Annotated in this window: 22 protein-coding genes; 14 read left to right on the plus strand and 8 right to left on the minus strand. The window is 61.2% G+C overall.

Annotation, left to right across the window (positions count from 1 at the left end; genetic code table 11):
• Positions 1–3: 3 nt before the first annotated feature.
• Entirely contained in the window at positions 4–1089 is a 1086-nt protein-coding gene (locus PKE98_RS03480; protein ID WP_271193865.1) for a HEAT repeat domain-containing protein, read from the plus strand.
• Positions 1090–1746: 657 nt separating this feature from the next.
• Entirely contained in the window at positions 1747–2487 is a 741-nt protein-coding gene (locus PKE98_RS03485) for a SapC family protein (RefSeq protein ID WP_271193866.1), read from the plus strand.
• 57 nt (positions 2488–2544) lie between these two features.
• Here the strand turns inward: PKE98_RS03485 and gpmI are convergent, their stop codons facing one another.
• Entirely contained in the window at positions 2545–4080 is a 1536-nt protein-coding gene (gene gpmI, locus PKE98_RS03490) for a 2,3-bisphosphoglycerate-independent phosphoglycerate mutase (protein WP_271193867.1), read from the minus strand.
• A 286-nt stretch (positions 4081–4366) separates the two neighbouring features.
• Here gpmI and PKE98_RS03495 point away from each other — a divergent pair, with 286 nt between their 5' ends.
• Genes PKE98_RS03495 through secB form a run of 3 tightly spaced genes read left to right on the plus strand, consistent with a single transcriptional unit; the run spans position 4367 to position 5578 of the window.
• The gene (locus tag PKE98_RS03495) at positions 4367–4780 is read left to right on the plus strand and encodes a rhodanese-like domain-containing protein (protein WP_271193868.1); all 414 of its coding nucleotides are present in this window, start codon (positions 4367–4369) and stop codon (positions 4778–4780) included.
• Position 4781: 1 nt separating this feature from the next.
• Entirely contained in the window at positions 4782–5036 is a 255-nt protein-coding gene (gene grxC, locus PKE98_RS03500; RefSeq protein ID WP_271193869.1) for a glutaredoxin 3, read from the plus strand.
• 53 nt (positions 5037–5089) lie between these two features.
• The gene (secB, locus tag PKE98_RS03505) at positions 5090–5578 is read left to right on the plus strand and encodes a protein-export chaperone SecB (protein WP_122451596.1); all 489 of its coding nucleotides are present in this window, start codon (positions 5090–5092) and stop codon (positions 5576–5578) included.
• 77 nt (positions 5579–5655) lie between these two features.
• Here secB and PKE98_RS03510 read toward each other — a convergent pair whose 3' ends face one another.
• The 5 genes from PKE98_RS03510 to PKE98_RS03530 form a co-directional block, all read right to left on the minus strand.
• Positions 5656–7725, minus strand: a complete 2070-nt coding sequence (locus tag PKE98_RS03510) for an EAL domain-containing response regulator (RefSeq protein WP_271193870.1) — start codon at positions 7723–7725, stop codon at positions 5656–5658.
• A gap of 64 nt (positions 7726–7789) precedes the next feature.
• Positions 7790–9601, minus strand: coding sequence for a cyclic-di-GMP receptor FimW-related protein (locus PKE98_RS03515; protein WP_271193871.1), 1812 nt, complete (start codon positions 9599–9601; stop codon positions 7790–7792).
• Positions 9602–9830: 229 nt separating this feature from the next.
• A complete protein-coding gene (gene asd, locus PKE98_RS03520; protein ID WP_271193872.1) occupies positions 9831–10688 on the minus strand; it encodes an archaetidylserine decarboxylase in 858 nt (285 codons plus the stop codon).
• Between the two features lie 34 nt (positions 10689–10722).
• Positions 10723–11541, minus strand: coding sequence for a rhodanese-like domain-containing protein (locus tag PKE98_RS03525; protein ID WP_271193873.1), 819 nt, complete (start codon positions 11539–11541; stop codon positions 10723–10725).
• A 48-nt stretch (positions 11542–11589) separates the two neighbouring features.
• Positions 11590–13110: an HDOD domain-containing protein gene (locus PKE98_RS03530; RefSeq protein ID WP_271193874.1), complete on the minus strand. Its 1521-nt coding sequence runs from the start codon at positions 13108–13110 to the stop codon at positions 11590–11592.
• A 128-nt stretch (positions 13111–13238) separates the two neighbouring features.
• Here PKE98_RS03530 and motA point away from each other — a divergent pair, with 128 nt between their 5' ends.
• Positions 13239–14090: a flagellar motor stator protein MotA gene (motA, locus tag PKE98_RS03535; RefSeq protein ID WP_271193875.1), complete on the plus strand. Its 852-nt coding sequence runs from the start codon at positions 13239–13241 to the stop codon at positions 14088–14090.
• Between the two features lie 3 nt (positions 14091–14093).
• Positions 14094–15122, plus strand: coding sequence for a flagellar motor protein MotB (motB, locus tag PKE98_RS03540; RefSeq protein ID WP_271193876.1), 1029 nt, complete (start codon positions 14094–14096; stop codon positions 15120–15122).
• Positions 15123–15210: 88 nt separating this feature from the next.
• Here motB and rsgA read toward each other — a convergent pair whose 3' ends face one another.
• Positions 15211–16242, minus strand: a complete 1032-nt coding sequence (gene rsgA / locus PKE98_RS03545) for a small ribosomal subunit biogenesis GTPase RsgA (RefSeq protein ID WP_271193877.1) — start codon at positions 16240–16242, stop codon at positions 15211–15213.
• Positions 16243–16381: 139 nt separating this feature from the next.
• On the opposite strand from rsgA, the gene orn reads away from it, so the two are divergent.
• Positions 16382–16927 (plus strand): oligoribonuclease, encoded by a 546-nt coding sequence (gene orn / locus PKE98_RS03550; protein WP_271193878.1) that lies wholly within the window; start codon positions 16382–16384, stop codon positions 16925–16927.
• A gap of 120 nt (positions 16928–17047) precedes the next feature.
• Here the strand turns inward: orn and queG are convergent, their stop codons facing one another.
• The gene (gene queG, locus PKE98_RS03555) at positions 17048–18109 is read right to left on the minus strand and encodes a tRNA epoxyqueuosine(34) reductase QueG (protein ID WP_271193879.1); all 1062 of its coding nucleotides are present in this window, start codon (positions 18107–18109) and stop codon (positions 17048–17050) included.
• 62 nt (positions 18110–18171) lie between these two features.
• Between queG and PKE98_RS03560 the strand changes: the two genes are divergently transcribed.
• The 6 genes from PKE98_RS03560 to hfq all read left to right on the plus strand — a co-directional run bounded on the left by PKE98_RS03560 (position 18172) and on the right by hfq (position 24817).
• Complete coding sequence (locus tag PKE98_RS03560) at positions 18172–19671, plus strand: NAD(P)H-hydrate dehydratase (protein ID WP_271193880.1); 1500 nt, start codon at positions 18172–18174, stop codon at positions 19669–19671.
• Positions 19659–20138 (plus strand): tRNA (adenosine(37)-N6)-threonylcarbamoyltransferase complex ATPase subunit type 1 TsaE, encoded by a 480-nt coding sequence (gene tsaE, locus PKE98_RS03565; RefSeq protein WP_271193881.1) that lies wholly within the window; start codon positions 19659–19661, stop codon positions 20136–20138. The genes PKE98_RS03560 and tsaE overlap by 13 nt, the downstream gene beginning before the upstream one ends.
• A gap of 8 nt (positions 20139–20146) precedes the next feature.
• Complete coding sequence (locus PKE98_RS03570) at positions 20147–21577, plus strand: N-acetylmuramoyl-L-alanine amidase (RefSeq protein ID WP_271193951.1); 1431 nt, start codon at positions 20147–20149, stop codon at positions 21575–21577.
• An 11-nt stretch (positions 21578–21588) separates the two neighbouring features.
• A complete protein-coding gene (gene mutL, locus PKE98_RS03575) occupies positions 21589–23475 on the plus strand; it encodes a DNA mismatch repair endonuclease MutL (RefSeq protein ID WP_271193952.1) in 1887 nt (628 codons plus the stop codon).
• Between the two features lie 13 nt (positions 23476–23488).
• The gene (miaA, locus tag PKE98_RS03580; RefSeq protein ID WP_271193882.1) at positions 23489–24463 is read left to right on the plus strand and encodes a tRNA (adenosine(37)-N6)-dimethylallyltransferase MiaA; all 975 of its coding nucleotides are present in this window, start codon (positions 23489–23491) and stop codon (positions 24461–24463) included.
• Between the two features lie 93 nt (positions 24464–24556).
• On the plus strand, positions 24557–24817 hold the full coding sequence (gene hfq, locus PKE98_RS03585; protein ID WP_108097895.1) for an RNA chaperone Hfq: 261 nt from the start codon (positions 24557–24559) through the stop codon (positions 24815–24817).
• Positions 24818–24823: the final 6 nt, after the last annotated feature.

A 24823-nucleotide genomic window follows, 5' to 3' on the forward strand; every position in this document is an offset into this window, starting at 1 on the left:
CCCATGGTTTTCGACCGCTTACGCGCGCTTTACCAGACCCACCGTGCCAAGACAGAAGTGGCCGGCTGGCTGCGACAGCTTGGCAGCGCCGATCCCAGGGTGCGCGAACGTGCTGTGCGCGAGCTGGGAGAGCTGCGTGATGAGCGTCTGCGCGAGCCGCTGCTCAATGCCTGTGATGATCCCGACGCCGACGTGCGGGGCTGGGCGCTGACCTACCTAAGCGAAATCACCGACGACCAGTTGCCGCGTTTTTTGGCGGCGGCCAGCGACCCCGCCGCCTTTGTTCGCCAGCAAGCCTGCAATGCGCTGCGCTACTCCAGCCCCGAAGCCATTGCGGTGCTGCTCAAGGCGCTACGCGATGAAGCCGCCCCCGTGCGTTTGGAAGCCGTGCTTGCTCTCGGTTCGCTGGACGCTACCGAAGCCATCGAGGCGATCGGCCAATTGCAGCAATCAGACCCCGACGAAGACGTACGCGACTACGCCACCAGCACCCTCGAAGGCTTCGCCGAACGCCGGACCTCTCGCGCCTACGACTGGACGCCGACGCCCATAGAGCCGCCCAATATTCCCGCCCTGCTTGCCGCACTCGGGAGCCCCGATACCGCAGTGCGGGTGCAGGCCTGCATCGGGCTGCAAGCGGTAGCCGTGGCCGAAGCGGTCGAAGAGTTGAATGCCTGCCTGCAAGACCCTGACGAAGAGCTGCGCGCCCACGCTGCCTTGGCGCTCGCCGCCAGCGCGGACCCGCGCGGCTACGAACCGCTTCGCGAGCGGTTAAACAACGAGCCGGCTGCCTACGTGCGGCGGCGTCTGGTCTGGGCGCTAAGCTTCTACCCGGCCGAGCAATGCATCCCCTTGCTTACCCAATGTCTGGCCGACCGCGAAGAAGCCGTACGGCAAACCGCTGTGCTCGCCCTGGCACAGCTTTGCGAACTGCACGAATTGGAAATGCTGTTGCAGCATCTGCCCAAGCGGGTTCCGGCTGATGTGATTCAGGCGTTGGCCGAGGCGGTTGAAGAGTGGGACGAAGACGAGAAGATGCCTGCGGCTTCACAGCGTTCGATTCGCTTGGGCACCGTGCAGTACGAATAATCGCGCGCGCATGTCTTCGAGAAATCCAAACCTCGCCGTTGTCATCCCCGCGAAACCATCTGTCTCGCGCTGATCTGCGTCCCTGGCTCCAGGAGAAAGCCCACGCGGATGGACCGGTTGCCCATAACAACTACCGCAATGAATGCGTCGGCTGCGAGCAACACGGCGGCGCACCCAACGGGTTCTCAACCACCTTCAAACGTGACAGCTATCAGCGGGTTAGCGGCCGCGTTTAGGCGAGCCGCAATGTAGGTAAGCCGTTTCTGACAGTGGGTCGCTTCGGTTGGCAGCAGCCAGTGATGCTGAGACCCTGCCGTCGCACTTTGCTATACCAGTTTGGTGGTATCAGCACTGTGCGCGGTGACGAACCGGGGTAATTGCATCTCCGCGAGGCGCGACGCTGAACCTGGAGCGTTACTGGAACCTCAGCGAACGTTGGCAGCCATTGGTGTTTTTTGACGATGGTCGCGCCCTGGAAACGGGTTCCACCGATGTCGACCTGCAAAGCGTCGGCGCGGGGCTCAACCTCAACTGAGGCAAGCATTGAATATCAGCCTGGTGGCAGCCAATACCCCCAAGGATGGGGAGGCGGACCAGGACAGCGGTCAGGTTATGGCCCAGATCGTTATTCGTTAAGCCGAATTTTCAGGAGTTTTTATGACCACCTTGTTGCTGTACAAAGAAATCAAAGCGCTGAACCGGGACGAGCACAAAACCCTCAAGCTCGCCGGCCTCAACAACAGCGAGTTCGCTGCCAACACCCACCTGGTGCCACTGGCCGGCCTGGAATTCTTCCAGGCGGCGCGTCACTACCCCATCGTCTTTATCGGCGCCGGCGAAACCGCCTTGCCAATCGCGTTGCTGGGTTTGAAAGAGGGCCACAACGGCTACGTCGGTGCCGACCAGCAATGGGCCGAGAACACTTACATTCCTGCTTTCGTGCGTCGTTATCCGTTCGTGCTGGCGCAAGATGGCGCGGAAAACTTCACCGTGTGCTTCGACTCCGCCTACGCCGGCTGGAACGAGAAAGAAGGCCGTGAACTGTTCACCGAAGAAGGTCAGAACAGCGAGTTTCTCGAGGAGATGATTCAGTTCCTGCAGAACTTCACCGCCGAAATGGAGCGCACCCGCCGTTTTGTCGCCAAGCTCAACGAACTGGAACTGCTGGCCCCGCGCAGCCTGAAACTGACCCACACCAGTGGCGAGACGTTTGTACTGAGCGACTTTTTGGCCGTAGACGAAGAAAAATTCATGGCCCTGGCCGATGAGCATGTGCTGGACTTGCACCGCTCGGGCTTCCTCGGCTGGATATACGCTCACTTGACCTCGTTGGGTAACGGCAACCAGTTGTTCGCGCATTACCTGGCCAAGAAGGCAGGTGAAGGGACCAAGCATTGATGGATGCTTGAGCCATAAAAAACCGGGCCTGAGCCCGGTTTTTTATGGCCGCGTAAATCAATCCAGAATAACGATGCTCTCGCCCGTCATCTCGGCCGGCTTGGGCAAGCCCATCAACGCCAGCATGGTCGGCGCCACGTCGGCCAGCACGCCGCCGTCGCGAATCTTCAGCGCCCGTTTGCCCACGTAGATAAACGGCACAGGCTCACAGGTGTGTGCGGTGTGCGCCTGGCCGGTGCCTTCGTCTTCCATTTGCTCGACATTGCCGTGGTCGGCGGTGATCAGTGCTTCGCCGCCTACCTTGTCCAGTGCAGCGACGATGCGACCTACACATTCGTCCAGGCATTCAACGGCCTTCACCGCTGCCGAGAACACGCCGGTGTGGCCGACCATATCGCCGTTGGCGTAGTTGACCACGATGACGTCATAGCGCTGTTGCTCGATGGCTTCGACGATACGGTCGGTGACGATCGGGGCGTTCATTTCCGGCTGCAGGTCGTAGGTGGCGACTTTTGGCGACGGGATCAGAATGCGCTCTTCGCCCTCGAAGGGGTCTTCGCGACCACCGGAGAAGAAGAAGGTGACGTGGGCGTATTTCTCTGTTTCGGCAATGCGCAGCTGGGTTTTGCCGTTTTTGGCCAGGTATTCGCCGAGTACGTTGTCCAGGCTGCTGGCGGCAAAGGCGATGGGCGCTTTGATGCTGGCGGCATACTGGGTCAGCATCACGAAGCCCGCCAGTTGCGGTGCGCGGGCACGGGCGAAGTCGGCAAAGTCGGGTTCGACAAAGGCGCGGGTCAGTTCGCGGGCGCGGTCGGCGCGGAAGTTCATAAAGATAACGGCATCGCCATCTTCCACCTTGGCTGGGGCGCCGATGCGGGTAGCTTTGACGAACTCGTCGCTTTCACCGCGGGCGTAGGCGGCTTCGAGGGCGGCCTGGGCGCTGTCGGCGGTGAACTCGGCCTTGCTGTCGACAATTAGGCTGTAGGCCTGCTCGACGCGGTCCCAGCGGTTGTCACGATCCATGGCGAAGTAGCGGCCGATAATGCTCGCGGTACGGCCTTTGCCGAGTTTGGCGAAGGTATCGTCCAGCAGCTGCAGCGATGGCTGGGCGCTTTTCGGCGGAGTGTCGCGACCGTCGAGGAACGCGTGCAGGTAAATGTGCTCGGCGCCACGTTGGGCGGCCAGCTCGGCCATGGCGACCAGGTGGTCCTGGTGACTGTGCACGCCGCCATCGGACAGCAGGCCGAGGATATGCACGGCTTTGCCGGCGCTTACGGCTTTATCTACGGCGGTGACAATGGCCGGGTTTCTGAAGAACTCGCCATCGCGAATGGCCTTGGTCACCCGAGTGAAGTCCTGGTAAACCACGCGGCCCGCGCCCAGGTTCATATGGCCAACTTCGGAGTTGCCCATCTGCCCGTCTGGCAGGCCCACGTCCATGCCACTGCCGGAAATCAAGCCGTTGGGCTGGGTGGCGCGCAAATGGTCGTATACAGGGGTATTGGCGGCGTAGATGGCGTTGGAATCGGGGCTGTCACTGTGACCGAAGCCATCGAGGATGATTAGCACCAGTGGTTTTGGCGTGGCAGTCATTATCCGGCTCGCTTTTGGGGAAGTGTTTTTGGGTTAACTGGCTCGAAAACGTAGCGAGCGAAGGCTAGGCAAGGCAAAAACGGGGGACGAAGCGGAGTTGACTGTAGTCAATGAGCATTCGTTCAGCGTTTTTAACGCAGCATGGCCAAGCGCAGTAGTTTTCGTGCCAGTTAGAACGGTGCGGCATTTTAAAGCGAAGTTGAGGCTGCGTCACCGCTGGACGGGGTTTGGCCGCCCTTGGGGGCTGTGTATACTGGCCGACATTTTGCCGTTCTGGAACTTATTGATGCTCGCTCACCTGATTGAATTTGCTACTAACCACTATGTGCTCAGCGGTATTTTCGCAGTGCTGCTGGCAGCGCTGATCTTCACCGAGTTGAGCAAAGGCGGCGCCAGCCTCAGCACCCGCGAGCTGACCGCGCTGGTCAACCGCGACGAGGGCATTGTTCTGGACGTTCGTTCGCACAAAGATTTCGCCACCGGGCACATCGTGGATGCGCTGAATATTCCCCACGACAAAGTGATCGAGCGCGTAGCCGAACTGGAGAAGCACAAGGCCAAGACCATCATCGTGGTCGACGCCCTGGGCCAGCATGCCGGTACCATCAGCCGTGAACTGAAGAAACTCGGCTTCAACGCAGCCAAGCTGTCTGGCGGAATTTCCAGCTGGCGCGGCGAAAACCTGCCATTGGTGAAGTGATATGCCTGCCGTTGTCGTTTATTCCAGCGCGTGGTGCCCTTACTGCATTCGCGCCAAACAGTTGCTCACCAACAAAGGTGTGGCGTTCGAGGAAATCAGCGTCGACGGCAAGCCCGATGTTCGCGCTGAAATGACCCGCAAAGCCCGCGCGACCTCGGTGCCGCAAATCTGGATTGGCAGCACCCACGTGGGCGGCTGCGATGACCTGTATGCCCTGGAGCGCGCCGGCAAGTTGGATGCGCTGCTCAAGGCCTAGGTTTTTCATCCCTTACTAGCTTGTATGCATTTATTGATAAGAAGGTTTTGCACATGACTGATCAAGTGACCAACGAAGGCGCTGCTCAAGGCGCTGAAAACCCACAATTCTCCCTGCAACGCATCTACGTGCGCGACCTGTCGTTCGAAGCACCGAAAAGCCCGGAAATCTTCCGTCAGGAGTGGGCACCAAGCGTTGCGATGGACCTCAATACCCGTCAGAAAGCTCTGGAAGGCGACTTCCATGAAGTGGTTCTGACCCTGTCGGTTACCGTTAAAACCGGCGAAGAAACCGCCTTTATCGCTGAAGTGCAGCAGGCCGGTATCTTCCTGATCAAGGGCCTGGACGCCGCGTCCATGAGCCACACCCTGGGCGCGTTCTGCCCGAACATCCTGTTCCCGTACGCCCGCGAAACCCTGGACAGCCTGGTGGTTCGTGGCTCGTTCCCGGCATTGATGCTGGCTCCGGTGAACTTCGATGCGCTGTACGCCCAGGAACTGGCGCGTATGCAGGCCGAAGGCGCTGGTGCTGCTCAGCACTAAGCTTGGCTGCACAAAAAAGGCGCCCCGCGGGGCGCCTTTTTTATGGGTGGAGATCAAGAGCGTCGAGGCTGAAGCCGTTACTCGTCGCCAGCGGCGAAGTCGTAATCCATCGACTGACTCGGGCCCTGCAGGTAGTAGCCCTGAATGTAGTTCACCCCGGCCTGCCACAAGGTGGCGAGTACGCTGGCGCTTTCTACGAAGGGCACGATGGTCAGCTTGGCTTGCGCGTGCAGGCTGCTGAGTAGGGTTTTCAGCGCTTCCTGGGCCTCGGCGTTACTTAGGTCCTGGGAGAACGACCCATCGACCTTCACGAAGTCCACACTCAGGTGCTTGAGGGTGTTGAACGGGTTTAGCGCGCAACCGAACTGGCTCAACGCCACCTTGCAGTGCAGCTCCGCCAGCCCCTGTGTCAAGGCCTTGGCCTGCTTCAGGTAGGTGGTGGCATCGGGCTCACTGAGCTGGAAGGCCAGGGCGTCGGACGGCAGGCGCGCGGCTTTGAGGGCCACACTCAGCCATGGCAGCAGGGTCTGGTCTTGCACGCTGGCTTGGGACAGGTGCACGAACAGCACGGTGTTGTGGCCCTTGGAGCGGTGGTCGGCGAGCAGTTTGATCGAGTTGAGGATCACCCAGCGGTCGATCTTCTCGGCCATGCCGGCTTCACGCGCGGCTTCCAGGAAGTCACCCGGTGGCACTTCTACGCCTTGCGGGTTGAGCAGGCGCAACAGCACTTCGTAATGCTCACTGCTGTCACCACGCAGGCTGATGATCGGCTGGAACAACAGACGGAAACTGTTGTTTTCCAGGGCCTGCTGGACCATGGCGATAATGCTGCCGCGGTTGGCGGCTGCTGCCAGTTCCTGGGCCGGGTTGTACAGCTTGAGGCCGTTGCCGTCGTTCAGCTCATCGGCGCAGCGGTGGGCGCGGTCGACCACTTCCTGAGCGTTGGGGGTTTTTTCATTGAGCCCGGCAACACCGATGGACAGGCTGGTCTGTACGGTACGGCCGCTGACGTCGAACATGTGGCCTTCGACTTTTTTCAGCAGTGCCTTGAGCTCGCTTTCGGCCTGCTCCGGGGTTTTACCCGGTTGCAGGGTGGCAAATACGTCATCGCCAAACCGCGCCAACTGCGCTTCATCACCGAAGTGCTGGCGCAGCAGGTTGGCTAGGTCCGTCAGGAGCAGGTCGATGCCCGCCAGACCAGTTTCTGCCAGCAGGTTGCTGTAGCGGTCCAGGCGGATATAGCTGAGTGTGGCGGGCTGGCCGGCGTTTACGGCGCGGTCGGCGGCAGCATCCATCAATTCAAGGAAGTGGCTGCGGTTGAACAGGCCGGTCACCAAGTCCTGGCTGCTGATCTCGCGCAGTTTCTCTTCCAGTTCGGCGTTGCCGGTTTCGGCGCGGATGACCACCTGAATGCAGGGTTCGCTGTCGTAGGTGGCAGGCGAAAAGCTCATGCGGGCCTGGAACGTCTGGCCGTTGGCCTTGATGCCGCTGCAGGTCAGCTCGGCGCTGCCTTCGGCACTCTGGTAGTTCTTGAGAAAGTCTTTGAAGTTGGCGTGATCGCAGCTGGCGATCAGGTCAATCATCGGCATGCCTTCGAGCTCGTCGGCATCTTCGTAGTCGAACAGCTTGAGGTACGCCCGGTTGGCGTAGATGTGCATGCCGTCGTGAACGTAGGTGATGGCATCCACCGAGCTGTCGAGCAGCAGTTGGCAGCGCTTTTCCGCTTCGCGCAAGGCGATCTCGGCGGTGCGCCGGCCGCGGCGTTCTTCCAGGTTGGCCAGCTCGCGGTTGGCCACCAGAATCAGGCGCTCGTCTTCGCCTTGCGGCAATGCGTCCTGCGCACCCAGGGCCAGGGCCTCGGTAATGGCGTCGGGATCGTTGTCAGCAGTCAGCTGAATCAGCGGAATGTCTTTGGCCTGACGGCGGATCGCATTGATCGCTTCGCTGGGCTCGAGGTTTTCGCTGGTCGGCGCGGCAATCAGCAAATCCCAGCTTTGCTGCAAGGCATTGGCCAGGTCGTCACTGGACGTCAGACGGTGCACGCGGGTGGCGCGACCGGCGTTGCGGAACAGGCTGACGAGACGCTCGGCCTCGTTCTGCGAGTCCTCGAGAATCAGCAGCCGGATGGTTTTTTTCTCAATGGCCATGGCGTGTGCTTAGACTGCGCCAAACGGGCGCGAAAAGGCGACAAAAGGGGGTGTGCGGGGCAACTTACAGTGACTTCCAGAGGGAGTCAAAGTCTTCCTCGCCGCCCGCGCTCTGGGGTTTCTGCGGTGTGACCGGTTTCCCTTGTTCAGGAGGCGCCAGCTCTACCGCGCGGTACTCGAACTGGTTGAAACTGCCGGTGCTGGTTTGCTTACGGCTGAGTACAGCGCGACGCTCCTCGCCGTTCAGGTTGATTTGTACCTTGTTGCCTTCCTGGAAGGGCAGGCGCGCCGTAATCAAGCTGGCCGGGCGCGAAATCGCACTGATTTCCGGCAGCAGCAGTGCGCGCAGGTACTGGCTGCTCTGATCGGCCTTGCGCAGCAGCTGCAGGCCGCACGGTTGGGCGTGCGGTGCAATCAGCTCGATGCCCATCTGTGTGCCGCCACCGCGTACCTGACGAATCCAGCGAACCAAGGCAACGCTCCAGCTTTGCTCCGGCGAGTCTTGCACGCCAAGCAGTTCACCGGCCTGTAGTTGATTTGGCACTTCCTTCGGCCAGCTCAGGCAGTAACCGCCGGGGCTATGGTTGACGATGGCAAGTTCGAACGTGGGGTAATTGTTTTCGGTCGCGGTGGTGCTATCGCTCTCGCTGCTCGGGCGTTGGTACTGGATTTCTTCATGGGGCAAGCCGCCGTTCCAGTCCACCGTGGCTTGAGCGTCGAAGGCGTTGCGCCAGATATCTTTGGCGTCGGCGTTTATCGCTTTGAACGAGGCGGTCTGGCGCTCTTCAGGGCGCTTGAGTACTTCGTTGAACGGTTTGCCGCCAGCGAGGAAGAAGTGCAGGGCGCTCATGCCCATGCACAAGGTCAGGCTGCCGTGGCCGGCGTTGCGCTGGAACGTGCGCTCGGCGATATCGCCCCAGGCAGAACTCAAATGCTGCAGCAGGTCGATGCTCATGCCTTCGGGAATTAGCAGACGCGATTTGCTGCGGTTTTCCGGGTCGAGCATCAGGTGTTCCTTGATGGCGTCGACCAGGGGCTGAGGATCAATGCCCAGCAGGTTGTGCAGTTCGTTGTCCTGAAAGAGGGATTTGTAGCGAGGCGGGCCATCCACTTGCGAGGGAATGGCAAACAGGCTGCCGGGCTCGTCCGCCGCTTGCAGGTGCACCAGCGAGCTCCAGGCACCAAGCACTTCGGAAAGGCGAGCGATACCGCTCTGGCGCATCTGGTTGGTACGGGCGCAGCCAAGCAGCAGGGCGATCAGGTAGGTTTGCTCAACACTCAGGCCTTTGGTGTGCAGGGCCATGTCATCGCGCACAACGATGGTTTGCAGGGCGCTGTTCTGAGCAATTTGATAGAGCTTGTGCAACTCCAGCCACAAGCCTTCCGGAACCGGGCAGTACAGCTGGCTGGCACGAATCAGCGGGCCGCACAGGCAATGGCAGGCGCGTTGAATGGCGATGGTCAGCAGCTGCATCTGGCTGCGTTCACGGCTGTTGCGCGGGGCTTCCTGAGAGACGATGAGCTTATAGCCAGCGGCCAGGTGGTTTTCCAGGGCCTGGCACAGATTGGCCACTTTGCGCGGTCGCTCGTCGAGCACGATGGCCTGATTGAGGAAGTGGCGCTCAAGGTGTTTGCTGACGAAATAAACTTCCGCGCGTAATAGCTCAAGCAGTTGCAGACGGTTTTCGGCAGACGTGATCAGTTGATTGAGTTCGACCAGGCATTGATAAAGCTGGCGGGCTGTTTCACCCAGATTGGCTTTCGGCAGGCCGGCGATCCAGCGTTTCAGGTCGCGAGGGCTGGAGTCACAGAACGAAAGTTTCTGCTGGTTTGGCGTGGGCACACGTAGCAGCAGGTGGGGATTCTGTTTATCCATGTAACTCGTAATCCATCTGGCTGGACACTCCTGCGCACGAAGGCGTGGCGAGTCGATCTGAATGTCTGGTTTTTCGAACTCTAGCAGCATCTTGCCATACCCGCAGCCAATCGGGGGTATGGCAAAGATGGCATTTTGCCTTTGTCGGACGGGGTTTCTTCTGCATGAGACCTGTGTGCGCCGTCAGATGTTCAACACGGCCTGCTGCTGCAATGCCGTGTAAAAAACATCAGCGCGCGTCAGCCAGACGTTCGCCCATACGAGTAGCGCTGCCGGCGACCATATGTTCGGCCCACTTAACCTGATTTGGGCCAAACAGCACGATGGCGGTAGAGCCAAGCTTGAAGCGCCCCAGTTCAGCGCCTTTTGCTAGCTCGATCGGTCCGCGTGCAGCGGCATCGTAGCGGGTTGTTTTCAGCAGGCGTGCCGGTGGCGCGACCTGGCCAGCCCACACGGTTTCGATGGCGGCCACGATCATGGCGCCCACCAATACCACGGCCATCGGGCCGCGCTCGGTATCGAACAGGCAAACTAGGCGCTCGTTGCGGGCAAACAGCTCGGGCACGTTTTCGGCGGTGGTCTGGTTAACCGAGAACAGCCGGCCGGGCACGTACACCATCTCTTTCAGGGTGCCGGCCAGCGGCATGTGTACGCGGTGATAGTCCTTGGGCGACAGGTAGATGGTGGCGAATTCACCCCCCATAAACGGCGCTGCGCGCTCGCTGTCGCCGCCGAGCAATTCCACGGCGCTGAAGCTGTGGCCTTTGGCCTGGAACAGGCGGCCATGCTCAATAGCCCCCATTTGGCTCACGGCACCGTCTGCCGGGCACAGGATGGCGCCAGGTGTCTCATCCAGCGGGCGAGCGCCATCTTTCAGGGCGCGTGTGAAAAAGGCGTTGAAGTTCTCATAGGCGGTCGGGTCTTCGACCTGCGCTTCGCTCATGTCCACCTGGTATTGCTTAACGAACCACGTGATCAGCGGATTTTTCAGCCAGCTGGCGCGGCATTCGGCGATGCAGCCAATCAGGCGCGACAGCAAGTGATGGGGCAGCAGGTATTGGCTGAGGATAAACAGACGATCTTTCATGGGTGTCCTTAAACGTTAAATAGGTAGCCGAGCTTCACACTTCGATTGGCGTATCTGGCAGGTTGCCCCACTCGCCCCAGGAGCCGGCATACGCCTTGACCCGTGGATAGCCCAGCGCCTTGGCCACCAGATAGGTAAAGCCGGAGCGGTGATGGGTTTGGCAGTGGGTGATGATTTCTTTGTCTTTGCTGATGCCAAGACTTTGCAGAATGGCGGGCATGTCCTGGCGAATGCGTAGGGCGCGGGTCTGGTCCATGCCGGCGGTCCATTCGAAATTCACGGCACCGGGGATGTGCCCGCCGCGGGCGGCAACCACCTTCTGGCCGCTGTATTCGAGCGGGCCGCGGGCGTCCCAGATCGCCAGGTCGCTGCTGCCCAGTCGGCTTTGCAGGTATTCGCGCGTGGCGGTCGGGGCATCGTTGATAGGTAGCGCGGCCGGCGCTTGCGTGCTGGCCGGCGGGACCTCGGTGCTCAGTTCGCGCGCTTCGGCCTGCCAGGCCAGCAGGCCGCCGTCGAGGTAGTGGTACTGGTCGTGGCCGATTACATCCAGCAGCCAGATAAAACGGCCTGCCCAGCCGCCGCCTTCATCGTCGTACACCACGTACACGGCGTCAGGGTTGTGGCCCAGTTCCGCGAATAGCGCTTGCAGGTTGTCGTGCGTTGGCAGCAGGCCTGGCGCGGGCGGTTGGCCAAGCTGGGTGCGCTTGGGGTCGACAAAATAGGCGCCCGGAATATGGCCTTCGGCGTAGCGGGCAGCGCTGGTGAGATCGACCAGAATCAGCTCGGGCGCATTCAAGCGCGAGGCCAGGTCGGCGGGTTCGATGACCAGGGGCAAACCAGAGAAGGCAGACATGCATGGCCTCCAGGCCAAATGATAAGGGGGCAAATTGTAGCGGAAAGGTTAGCGCCCGCGTTTGGCAAAGCTGGCCAGGGCGCGCTCGATGCATTGCGATATTTTGCCGAAGGCCTGTACGCAAGGGTCGCTGAGCGGCGCGCCTTGCTGATCGACCACCAGAACCATCACCACTTTGCCGTTATTGGCGACCGAGCGGATCAGCATATGTTCCCCGGGGAACAGGGCCTTCAACGTGCCGGGCATCAGCGCCGAGAACTGGGCGATGTTGTCCGGGCTCAGGCGCAGTTGGCCCGGCTGCGCCAACAGGCGTTTGAGCACTTGGCTGTTAGCTGGGTCGAGGGTGAGCGAATGCGCTTCCTTGGGCATGCCCACGGTTTGCTGGGTGACCAGGCGGGTCTGGGTTTTGTCGGCCAGCAATACCAGGGCGCGGCTCATGCCGCAGGCGTCGATGGCGTCGCGAATGCAGGTTGTCAGTTGCAGCAGGTTGGCGAAGGCGCTCGGTTCGCGCAGCAACTCGCGGCAGTGCTGTTGCCAGGCAGGCGAGGTGTCTTTGGCAACCGGCGGCGGTGGCGGCACGGCTTGCAGGTGGCGCGCATTCCATGGCCAGAGCAGGGCGTGAGCGGGGTGCCAGAGGTCGGTGGCCGGGTATTGGCGCACGCTGTTCACCGCTTGTTGGTGGCTCAGCTGTTGCAGTTCGGCCAGGGGCACTTGCAGGTACAGCGCGGTAAGACGCTGCCAACGCAAGCTATGGGGGCTCTCCCAGGCCTCGTGTGCAGTCAGGGCCAGGGCGTTGGCAAACAGAATGGTGTTGCCCGGCTGGGTGAGCCAGCGCGCTAACGCCGGGTCTGCATCCAGCAGCCGTTGTTGATGCAACGGTTCTTCATTGTTACGGGCGATGTGCAGCGCCTTGGCCAGAAGGCGGCGGTCGCTGGCCAGCAGGCGGTACGCCTGGATTATCCATTCCGGCAGGCGCCAGTGTTCGGCCAGCGCCAGGCATAGCGAGGGCAAGGACACATTGAACAGCTCGCGCTCAACCTTGTGCGGCGCCTCGCCCAAACCCAATACGCGCGCCTCCCATTTATCGATCAGCTCGGGATGGGCTGCGGCCAATGGCCACAGAGGCGACAGAAAGAGCAGGCTGCTCCAGTGAATTTCCTGCCACAGCCGCGCCAGGCGATTGGCAAACAAGCCGCTGGCTTGTTGCGAGGCGTGCAGGCTGATTAGCTGGATCTGGCGCAGGGCCTTGGGGAATTTATCTTCGGCAATCACGGGCAGCCGGCTGAGCAGCTCTTCGGTGCGTGAGAGCCCTAGCCGGCTAATAGCAACTTCCAGACTTTCCGCCGGCTCGCTTAGGGTGTTGTTACTGCCGTTGGCTTCGCGCAATACCACCAATGCCAGTGACGGACTGGCTTCGATTCGCTCGGCTACTTCTCGAAGTGACGTGCTGCTACTGGCAAGGGAGCGCCGCACCCGTTCATGGGTTGTCGCCAGGATGGGCAGGCGAACTTTATCGAGGTGTTTGACCCAGGTTTTCAGGCTGGAGGGTAGCGGTGGCAAGGTCGACATGTATTTTTAGCCCATTGGCTTTTAACCTTAACTGGCTATAGTCTGGCGTATAAGTTCCGATAATTAGAAGGGCTGATTTTTATAACCCTTCCCTTGGCTGTGTCTTCCTGGCTTTTAAGTAACTCTCTATGGCAAAAATCATTGGCATCATCGTGGTATTCGCTTCGGTACTGGGCGGGTACATTTTGTCCCACGGTAAAATCGCTGCGCTCATCCAGCCTTTCGAGGTGATGATCATCGGCGGTGCCGCGTTGGGCGCATTCCTTCAGGCGAACCCCGGCAGCACCTTTATGTCGGTGTTCAAAAAAGCGCTGAAGATGTTTGGCAATCGCTTTACCCACGCTTTTTATCTCGAAGTGCTGAGCATGCTCTACGAGATTCTCAACAAGAGTCGCCGCGAGGGCATGATGGCCATCGAGGCCGATGTGGAAGACCCCGCTGCCAGTGCCATTTTCAGCAAATATCCGGGCCTGCTCAAAGACGCCGGCATGACGGCATTCGTGTGCGACTACTTGCGCATCATGTCTTCCGGCAACATGGCGCCCCATGAACTTGAAGGTCTGTTCGACATGGAACTGAGCAGCCTCAAGGAAGAACTCGAACACAACTCCCACGCCGTAACCCGTATTGCCGACGGCTTGCCAGGTTTCGGTATCGTGGCTGCGGTACTGGGTATCGTGGTGACTATGGCCCTGCTCGGTCAGGTTGAGCAGTCGGCCCTCGGCCAACACGTAGGTGCGGCGCTGGTGGGTACCTTCCTCGGTATTCTTGCCGCGTACGGGTTTTTCGGCCCATTGGCGACCTGCCTTGAGCACGATGCCAAGGAAGAGCTGAACGTATACGAAGCGATAAAGGCGTCCCTGGTTGCGTCGGCGTCCGGTATGCCGCCGTCGCTGGCCGTCGAATTTGGCCGCAAGGTGCTGTTCCCTGCGCACCGGCCAAGTTTCAGCGAGCTGGAACAAGCGATTCGCGGCCGCTGATAGATGGATAACAACCAACCCATCATCGTCAAGCGGGTCAAGAAGTTTGCCGCTGGCCACCACGGTGGCGCCTGGAAAATCGCCTTTGCCGACTTTGCCGTGGCGATGATGGCGTTCTTTCTGGTGCTGTGGCTGATGTCATCGGCCACGCCCGAACAGAAGAAAGCCATCTCCGGCTACTTCCAGGACCCGGTCGGTTTCAGCGAAAGTGCCAGCCCCTATGTCATCGATCTCGGCGGTACGCCCACGCCTGCGCCAGACAAGACCCTTAACCCGGAAGTAAAAGACGCCAAGGCCGCCACCGACACCGCGTCCGACACCGACAGTGATATTGCGCCAAGCGAAACTCAGGCCGAGAACATCGCGGAAAAACTCGAGAAAGAGCGCCTGGAATTGCTGTTGCAAGAGCTGCAGAACAAGGTCAACGAGAACCCGCAGTTGCAGCGTTTCAAGGACCAGATCCTGTTTGAAATCACCCAGGACGGGTTGCGGATCCAGATCATGGACGCGGCCAACCGGCCGATGTTCGACAGCGGTAGCGCGCGCCTGCAGCCGTATTTCGAAGACATCCTGATCGCCATGTCCGATACCATTAAAGCGGTGCCGAACAAGATCAGCATCAGCGGCCACACCGATGCCGAGCCTTTTGTGGGGCGCGGTGATTACGGCAACTGGGAGTTGTCGGCCGAGCGCGCCAACGCCGCGCGCCGCACCTTGGTCGCAGGCAGTTATCCTGAAGACCAGATTGCCCGCGTAGTGGGTTATGCCTCCTCGGCACTGTTTGACCGTGAAGACCCGATGAACCCCGTGAACCGGCGTATCGACATTATCGTGCTGACCAAAAAGGCTCAGCGTGCGATCGAAGGCTCGCAAGGCGAAGGCGAGGCTACGCCGCCGCCGGCCGAGGGGGCGCCGGTAACGCCCGCGCCGGGTGCCGCGCCCGCTGCGCAAACAACACCGGAGCAGCTCCAGGAAAAGCTAAACGTGTTTGATAACGGCGCGCTAAAGCTGGATCAGGCACGGGAGAATTAAAAACCTGCTTTAGGTTTTGTGCGCAAAGCGCACCGAGCGATCTTGAGCTCCACCAAAAAGGCCGCGTCGATACGCGGCCTTTTTGGTTTCAGTAATCCTGCTCGGGCAGGGTGGAAATGATGTGCCGGTAGCTGGCCATCCGTTGGGGTTGGATGCGCCCCTCTTCCAGCGCCTTGAGCAGCGCACAGCCCGGCTCGCGGTCATGCTTGCAGTCACGGAAACGGCAGCGGCCCAGCAGGTCGTGGAACTCAATAAACCCAGCTTCCACATCATCACGGCTCACGTGCACCAGGCCAAATTCCCGAATGCCGGGGGAGTCGATCAATTCACCGCCATTGGGGAAGTGGAACAACCGCGCGGTGGTGGTGGTGTGGGTGCCCTTGCCGGTCAGTTCGGACAGCGGGCCGACGCGGGTATCCACTTCCGGCAGCAGGCTGTTGACCAACGACGACTTGCCAACGCCCGACTGACCGACGAACACACTCACATGCCCATCGAGCTCTGCCTGCAGCAATTGCATGCCGTTACCATGGTGCGCGGACACTTCCAGCAGGGGGTAGCCCAGCTGGCGGTAAACGCCTAGGAGGGCATTCAAGGCGACGGCGTTCTTGTCGTCGATCAGGTCGGCCTTGTTCAGTAGCAACAAGGGGCGAATGCCCGCGTGCTCGGCCGCTACCAGGTAGCGGTCGATCAGGTTGGCGTGGGGTTCGGGCAGCGGCGCGAAGACAATCACGATCAGGTCGACGTTGGAAGCCACCGGTTTCAATTGGCCGCGGGTGTCTGGTCGGCACAGTTCGGTTTTGCGCGGCAGCTGCGCCACGATTACGCCGATGCCCTGGTTGCCGGCGCGCCAGACCACCTGGTCGCCGGTGACCAGTGCAGGCAGGTTGGCGCGTAGATGGCAGCGGAAGACCTGGCCAGCCAATTCGCCTTCAAGCGCTTCAACTTCCACTTGCACGCCGAAGTGGGCGATGACCAGGCCCAGTTGCTCGGGGCCCAGGTCGCCGCCTTCCAGCGCTTCCAGCGACTGCGACTCGCGCTTGGCGGCGCGGGCAGCGCGCTCGCCTTGAATCTTCTCGATGCGCCAGTTCTGGCGACGGTTGAGCTGGCGTTTGGCCATGGGGCTTCCGGATAGAGGAGTTACAAATACAGGACCTGGCAACAAGCCAGGTGGCCGGCGAGTTTAGCACGCCGCTCAAGTTCGCCGCCGGGCGCCGTAGCTGAGCTAAACTGCTCAGCTACGTTCGAGGAGCCCCATCATGCAAAACCCGCAGAACCTGATCTGGATCGATCTGGAAATGACCGGCCTGGAGCCGGAAACCGATGTGATCATTGAAATGGCCACCATCGTCACCGACAGCAATCTCAATGTGCTGGCTGAAGGCCCGGTGATTGCCGTGCACCAGAGTGATGAGGTGTTGGCAGCCATGGATGAATGGTGCACCCGTACCCACGGCGAAAGCGGGCTGACTCAGCGCGTGCGCGACAGCAAGGTCAGCGCCCAGGAGGCCGAGGCGCAGACCATCGCGTTTCTAGAGCAGTGGGTACCAAAGGGCAAATCGCCCATCTGCGGCAACAGCATTGGCCAGGACCGTCGCTTCCTGTACCGCTACATGCCGAACCTGGAAGCTTACTTCCACTACCGCTACCTCGACGTTTCTACCCTGAAAGAGCTGGTAACCCGCTGGGCGCCGCAGATTCGTGATGGTTTCAGCAAGAAGGGCAGTCACCTGGCGCTGGACGATATCTACGACTCGATTGCCGAGCTTAAGTACTACCGCGAGCATTTCATCAAGAAATTTTAAATGCCCCAGCCGTCGTTCCCGCGCAGTCGGGAACCCAGGATTTTGCGGCGAGCAACGTTACCTGGCCCAGTCTGGATCCCCGCGTGCGTGGGGATGACGGTGTTAGCGGATCGTTTGCCGTTAACGCCCGTGTTGCGCCAACGCCCATTGCACATGCTCGCGCACCATCTCCGAGGCATCCTCCCGCCGCGCCTCCAGCGCTTGCAACACCGGAATGCTGGACGGCGCATTGCCCAACCCCACCGCCAGGTTGCGCAGCCACCGCTCATAACCGGCACGGCGCAGGGGCGAGCCCTCGGTGCGGCGGAGAAACTCTTCCTCACTCCAGCGAAACAGTTCGGCCAATTGCGCGTTGTCCAAACTATGTCGCGGCTGAAAGTCACCCTGCTCGGTCGGGCGCGCGAAGCGGTTCCATGGACACACGATCTGGCAGTCGTCGCAGCCAAATACCCGATTGCCAATCAGCGGCCGCAACTCGGTGGGAATCGGCCCTTTCAGTTCGATGGTCAGGTAGGAAATGCAGCGCCGCGCATCCAGCACATAGGGGCCGACAAAGGCATTGGTGGGGCAGATATCCAGGCACGCGGTGCAACGGCCGCAGTGTTCTGTGGTGGTGGGTTCATCGACCGGCAGCGGCAAGTCGACAAACAATTCGCCGAGAAAGAAATAGCTGCCGGCTTTGCGGTTGAGCACCAGCGTATTTTTGCCGATCCAGCCCAGGCCGGCCTGTTCGGCGATGGCTTTTTCCAACACCGGGGCACTGTCGACAAAGGCGCGATAGCCAAACGGGCCGATGGCCTGCTGAATGCGCTCGGCCAACTGTTGCAGGCGCTTGCGGATCAGTTTGTGGTAATCGCGGCCCAGGGCATAGCGCGATACATAAGCCGTTTCCTTTTCGCCCAGACGCTGGGCCATCAGTGTGTCGCCCGGCAGGTAGTCCATGCGTAGCGACACCACCCGCAGCGTGCCGGGCACCAGCTCATCGGGGTGCGAGCGTTTGCTGCCGTGCGCGCCCATATAGTCCATTTCGCCGTGGTAACCGGCCGCCAGCCAGCGCTCCAGATGCGCCTCGTGCTCGCCCAGCTCCAGACCGGCAATGCCGACCTGCTGAAAGCCAAGCTCGCGGCCCCAGTCTTTGATCGACTGGGACAGGGCAACGAGATCGAGGGAAGGGGAGGACATGGCAACAGGCAACCGGGGCGGACGTGCGTATAATTCTGCCAGACATCCGAGCTGACTGACGCATGCCGTATTCCAACGACCTACTGCCCACCGCTTTGCACAGTGCCGCCCAGGTGCGTGATCTCGACGCCCGCCTGATTGCCGCAGGCACGCCTGGCTTCGATTTGATGGAGCGCGCAGCCCATGCCGCCTGGCGGGCGCTTCGCCGACGCTGGCCGCAGCAGCAAGCCGTGACGGTGTTGGCCGGGCACGGCAACAACGCTGGTGATGCGTACTTGCTGGCCGCCCTGGCCCAGCGTGCCGGTTGGCAGGTTCACTGTTATGCCGTGGGCGACCCGGCGAAGCTGGCGGGCGATGCCGCGTCGGCCCATGCCGCCGCGTTGCAGGCCGGAGTGACGCCACACCCTTGGCATGACGGGGCGACATTGCTCGGCGTGCTGGTTGATGGCTTGCTCGGTACCGGCCTCAGCGGCGAGGTGCGCGCGCCCTACGCCCAGGTTATCCAGCAGATCAATGCCGCCGGCTTGCCGGTGCTGGCGCTGGATGTGCCGTCGGGCCTGTGTGCTGACACCGGTATGGCGCTCGGTGCTGCCGTGCGCGCCGACCTGACCGTGACCTTTATCGGTTTGAAGATTGGCCTGTTCACGGGAGAGGCTCCGGCGCTGGTTGGCGAGCTGGTGTTCGATGATCTGCAGGCGGATGCCGAGGTGGTGGCGCAAACCGCCGTCACCGCTCAGCGCCTGGCTTGTGCCAACCTGCCGCCGTTGGCGCCGCGTTTGCCGACGGCGCACAAAGGTCAGTTCGGTCAGGTGCTGGTGGTGGGCGGCGACCGTGGCTTCGGTGGTGCTGCGCTGCTGACGGCGCAAAGCGCGTTGCGCTGCGGCGCCGGCATGGTATCGCTGGCGACCCGCCCCGAGCATGTGCCCGCCGCGCTGGTGCGTCGCCCGGAGATAATGAGCGCCGGTGTCAGTTCGGCGAATCAGCTGTTGGCCCTGGTCAAGCGCGCCACTGTGTTGGTGGTTGGCCCTGGTCTCGGGCAGGAGGCGTGGGGGCGCAGTCTGTTTTCGGTGGCCCGCAGCGCCGAGTTGCCCCAGGTATGGGATGCCGATGCATTGAATCGGCTGGCCGCAGCGCCGGCCCCGCTGCCGGCTAATTGCGTCATTACTCCGCACCCGGGCGAAGCGGCGCGGCTGCTGAGTTTGTCTACCGCGCAGGTCCAGGCCAACCGTCCCGCTGCGGCCCATGCCCTGGCGCAGAAGTATGCCGTGGTGGCCGTGCTGAAAGGCGCTGGCAGCCTGATTGCGGCCCCGGATGGTCGCCTGAGCCTGTGCAATCACGGTCATCCGGCGATGGCCGGTGCCGGGCTGGGCGATGTGCTGGCGGGTGTGATTGGCGCGTTGCTGGCTCAGGGTATGCCGGCTTTCGAGGCCGCTTGCCTGGGCGTCTGGTTGCACGCCCGGGCAGGCGAACAGTTGGGCGAGCAGGGCCGTGGCCTCGCCGCCAGTGATTTGATTGGAGTGATTCGTGGGCTATTGCAGGAACAGTCGCCATGCCTGAGTTGAATGTGGATATCTATAAAGCAGACGAAGCGTCGATGCTGGAGCTGGGGGCGCGTATCGCTGAAGTGACCGGCGGGCGTGGCATCATTTACCTGCACGGTGACCTTGGCGCCGGCAAAACCACCCTGTCGCGCGGCATTATTCGCGGCCTTGGCCATAGCGGTGCGGTGAAAAGTCCGACCTTTACCCTGGTCGAACCCTACGAGCTCGGCGAGGTGCGCGCCTACCACTTCGACCTTTACCGCCTGGCCGACCCTGAGGAGCTGGAGTTTCTTGGCATCCGCGATTATTTCGAAGGCGATGCCCTGTGCCTGATCGAATGGCCGCAGCGCGGAGCGGGCGTTTTGCCAAAGGCGGACATGGACATTACCATTAGCCCCCATAAGAGCGGGCGCCTGCTGTGTTTTACGCCGCATAACGGATTGGGCGAGGCCTGGTGTGCCGCCTTAGCCAAATACGAGAAAGCATGAATAAGAGAGTGGGGTTGGGTATGCGCATGCGCGCGCTGTTTACCGGGGTTGCTGTGCTGCTTGCTGTATTGGCTGCCGACATTGTGGCTGCGGCCGATATCAAAAGCGTACGGCTGTGGCGCGCGCCGGATAACACCCGCCTGGTCTTCGACCTCTCCGGGCCTGTGACCCACAGCGTGTTCACCCTTACCTCACCAAACCGCATCGTGATCGACGTGAACGGTGCCACCCTGGCGACCAAACTGGAACAGTTGTCCATCGCCAATACCCCGATTACCAGCGTGCGCTCGGCGCAGCGCTCGCCCACTGACCTGCGTATCGTCATCGACCTGTCTTCGCCGGTAACGCCGAAAAGCTTCAGTCTGGCGCCGAACCAACAGTACGGCGACCGCCTGGTGGTCGACCTGTTCGACCAGGGCGCCGACAGCTCGCCCACCCTGCCGTCCACCACCACGGCTGCTGCGCCGCAGATGCCGGTGTCGCCAACCCAGCCTGCGCCCAAACTCACCCCGCCAGACCCGAGCGGCAAGCGCGATATCGTGGTGGCCATCGACGCCGGTCACGGCGGCGAAGACCCGGGAGCCTTGGGCCCGCGCGGTGCCCGTGAAAAAGACGTAGTGCTGGGCATCGCCAAGGAGCTGCAGCGCCAAGTAAACGCAACCAAGGGTTACCGCGCGGAGTTGGTACGCACCGGCGACTACTTTATTCCGCTGCGCAAACGTACCGAGATCGCCCGCAAGAAGGGCGCGGATCTGTTCGTTTCCATTCATGCTGACGCTGCACCGAGCAAATCGGCGTTTGGCGCCTCGGTATTCGCCCTGTCCGATCGCGGCGCCACCTCGGAAACGGCCCGCTGGCTGGCCGACAGTGAAAACCGCTCCGACCTGATCGGCGGCGCCGGCAACGTCAGTCTCGACGACAAAGACCCGATGCTGGCCGGCGTACTGCTCGATCTGTCGATGACGGCGTCGCTGTCTTCGAGCCTTAACGTCGGCCAAAAGGTGCTGAGCAACCTCGGCAGCGTGACTTCGCTGCACAAACGTCGCGTGGAACAAGCCGGGTTTATGGTGCTGAAATCGCCGGACATCCCTTCGATTCTGGTGGAAACGGGGTTTATCTCGAACCCTAACGAGTCGGCGAAATTGGCCTCCGGCAGCCACCAGCAATCGTTGGCGCGCTCGATTTCCAGCGGTATTCGCCAGTTCTTCCAGCAAAACCCGCCGCCCGGCACCTACATCGCCTGGATGCGTGACTCCGGCAAGATCGCCCCTGGCCCGCGCGACCACATGGTGTCGTCCGGCGAGAGCCTGGCGATGATTGCCCAGCGCTATCAGGTCACCCAGGCGGCGATTCGCTCGGCCAACAACCTGAAAACCGATTCCCTGAAAGTCGGCCAGCACCTGCAGATTCCACCGACCGCGCTGGCGGCTCAGCCATGACCGCGCCGGTGTTGAGCCAGGCGCGCATTGAACTGCTAAGCCCGCGCCTGGCTAACCAGATCGCGGCGGGTGAGGTGGTTGAGCGTCCGGCCTCCGTGGCCAAGGAACTGCTGGAGAACAGCCTGGACTCCGGCGCAGCGCGTATTGATGTAGACGTTGAGTTGGGCGGCACCAAGCTGCTGCGGGTACGCGACGACGGCAGTGGTATCGCCGCCGATGACCTGCCGTTGGCCCTGGCGCGTCACGCCACCAGCAAGATTCGCGAATTGGAAGACCTCGAAAGCGTCATGAGCATGGGCTTTCGCGGCGAGGCGCTGGCCTCCATCAGCTCGGTTGCCCGGCTCACCCTGACTTCGCGCACCGCTGACGCCGACCAGGCCTGGCAAGTGGAAACAGAAGGTCGCGACATGGCGCCGCGCGTGCAGCCGGCGGCGCACCCGGTGGGCACCTCGGTCGAAGTGCGTGATCTGTTTTTCAATACCCCGGCGCGGCGCAAGTTCCTCAAGGCCGAGAAGACCGAGTTCGATCACTTGCAGGAAGTGGTCAAACGCTTGGCCCTGGCGCGTTTCGACGTGGCCTTCCACCTGCGCCATAACGGCAAGAGCGTGTTGTCGTTGCACGAGGCTCACGATGAAGCGGCGCGCGCGCGCCGAGTGGCCGCCGTGTGCGGGCCGTCTTTCCTTGAGCAAGCACTGCCGATCGAGATCGAGCGCAATGGCCTGCGGATGTGGGGCTGGGTGGGTCTGCCGACCTTTTCGCGCAGCCAGGCGGATTTGCAGTACTTCTTCGTCAACGGCCGCGCCGTGCGCGACAAGCTGGTTGCCCACGCAGTGCGCCAGGCATACCGCGATGTGCTGTTCAACGGTCGCCATCCGACGTTTGTGTTGTTTCTGGAAATCGATCCTTCGGTGGTCGACGTCAATGTGCACCCGACCAAGCACGAAGTGCGGTTTCGCGATGGCCGCATGGTGCATGACTTCCTGTACGGCACCTTGCACCGTGCCCTCGGCGAAGTGCGCCCGGAAGACCAGTTGGCCGCCCCGGCTGCGGTGGCTGGCATGCTCAGGCCGACCGGACAGGCGGCGGGTGAGTTTGGTCCACAGAATGAAATGAGCCTGTCGGCCAATCTGCTTGAGCGGCCGGCGGCAGAAAACGTCTGGCGTGCGCCGGGCAGCGGCTACCAGAGCGGCTATTCCGCGCCGCGGCCAAGCTCGAGCATGCCCATCGCCGAGGCTCAGGGCGCATACCGTGAGTATTTTGCGCCGCTGGCCAATGGCGCTGCCCCCGCCACGCTCCCGGAAAATCAGGGCGATGTTCCACCTCTGGGCTACGCGCTGGCGCAGCTCAAAGGCGTGTATATCCTGGCTGAGAACGCCATCGGCATGGTGCTGGTGGATATGCATGCCGCCCACGAGCGCATCACCTATGAGCGGTTGAAGATCGCGATGGCCAGCGAAGGCCTGAGCGGCCAGCCGTTGCTGGTGCCGGAGTCGATTGCGGTGAGCCAGCGCGAAGCCGATTGCGCCGAAGAGCATGCAGCGTGGTTCCAGCGTCTGGGCTTCGAGTTGCAGCGCCTTGGCCCGGAAACCCTGGCTATTCGGCAAATTCCGGCACTGCTCAAGCAGGCTGAAGCCAATCGCCTGGTTCATGACGTGGTCGCAGATCTGATGGAGTACGGCACCAGTGACCGGATTCAGGCGCACCTCAACGAATTGCTCGGCACCATGGCCTGTCACGGCGCCGTGCGCGCCAATCGTCGTCTGACCATTCCGGAAATGAACGGCTTGCTGCGCGATATGGAAAGCACCGAGCGCAGTGGTCAGTGCAACCACGGTCGGCCGACCTGGACGCAACTGGGCATGGACGACCTCGACAAACTCTTTATGCGCGGCCGCTAAGGACTTCCTTTATATGTCCAGTCGCCTGCCTCCGGCGATTTTCCTGATGGGGCCAACTGCCGCTGGCAAGACCGACCTCGCCATCGAACTGACCAAGCATTTGCCATGTGAGCTGATCAGCGTCGATTCGGCGCTGGTCTATCGCGGCATGGATATTGGCACCGCCAAGCCCTCTAAAGCGTTATTGGCCCAGTATCCGCATCGTCTGATCGACATCCGCGACCCGTCCGAACGCTACTCCGCCGCCGAATTTAGCGCCGACGCCTTGGCGGCTATGGCTGAAATCACCGCTGCCGGCCGCATTCCGCTACTGGTGGGCGGCACCATGCTCTATTACAAGGCGCTGCAGGAAGGCTTGGCGGATATGCCGGCAGCGGACGCCGAGGTGCGCGCCCAGCTAGAGTTGCGCGCTGCTGCCGAGGGCTGGGATGTGCTGCATCGCGAGTTGGCGGCGGTGGATCCGCAGTCGGCAGCACGAATTCACCCTAATGATCCGCAACGTCTTACTCGCGCGTTGGAAGTATTCCTGGTAAGCGGTCAGACGATGACGTCGCATAGAGAGCGTCAGACCGCTCAAAACGGCGCTTCTAGCACAGCCGGGGTGGTGCAATTCCCCTATACTGTCGCGAACTTGGCGATTGCGCCCACGCAGCGCCAGGTGTTGCACGCGCGGATTGCCGAAAGATTTCTGGCCATGATGGAACAGGGCTTTGTCGAAGAGGTCGAAACCCTGCGAAATAGAGGGGATCTGCATGTCGGGTTGCCGTCTATTCGGGCAGTAGGTTATCGCCAGGTCTGGGATTATCTGGATGGCAGCCTGACTCGAGAGCAAATGGTCGAGAAAGGCATTATTGCTACTCGTCAATTAGCCAAAAGACAGTTCACCTGGTTGCGAAGTTGGTCCAATCTGCACTGGCTAGACAGTCTGGCTTGCGACAATCTGCCACGTGCCTTGAAATACTTGAAGTCGGTCTCCATATTGGAATGAGACCTTGCTTATTGCCGTCTACTCTTGGGGGTAGGGCGGCGAAGTCCACCACTTTTCATACTATAACTATCGATCTCCAAAGGAGTGCGGCACATGTCAAAAGGGCATTCGCTACAAGACCCTTACCTCAATACCCTGCGTAAGGAACGCGTACCGGTTTCAATTTATTTGGTTAACGGCATCAAGCTGCAAGGCCAGATCGAATCCTTCGACCAGTTTGTTATTTTGCTGAAGAACACTGTCAGCCAAATGGTCTACAAGCACGCAATCTCCACTGTGGTACCGAGCCGTCCGGTTCGTCTGCCTAGCGCGACAGAAGGCGAGCAAGTCGAAGCAGAACCAGGTAACGCCTGATAGGAG

This window comes from Pseudomonas turukhanskensis (genome assembly GCF_027922365.1).
In the GTDB taxonomy this organism is placed as follows: Bacteria; Pseudomonadota; Gammaproteobacteria; order Pseudomonadales; family Pseudomonadaceae; genus Aquipseudomonas; species Aquipseudomonas turukhanskensis.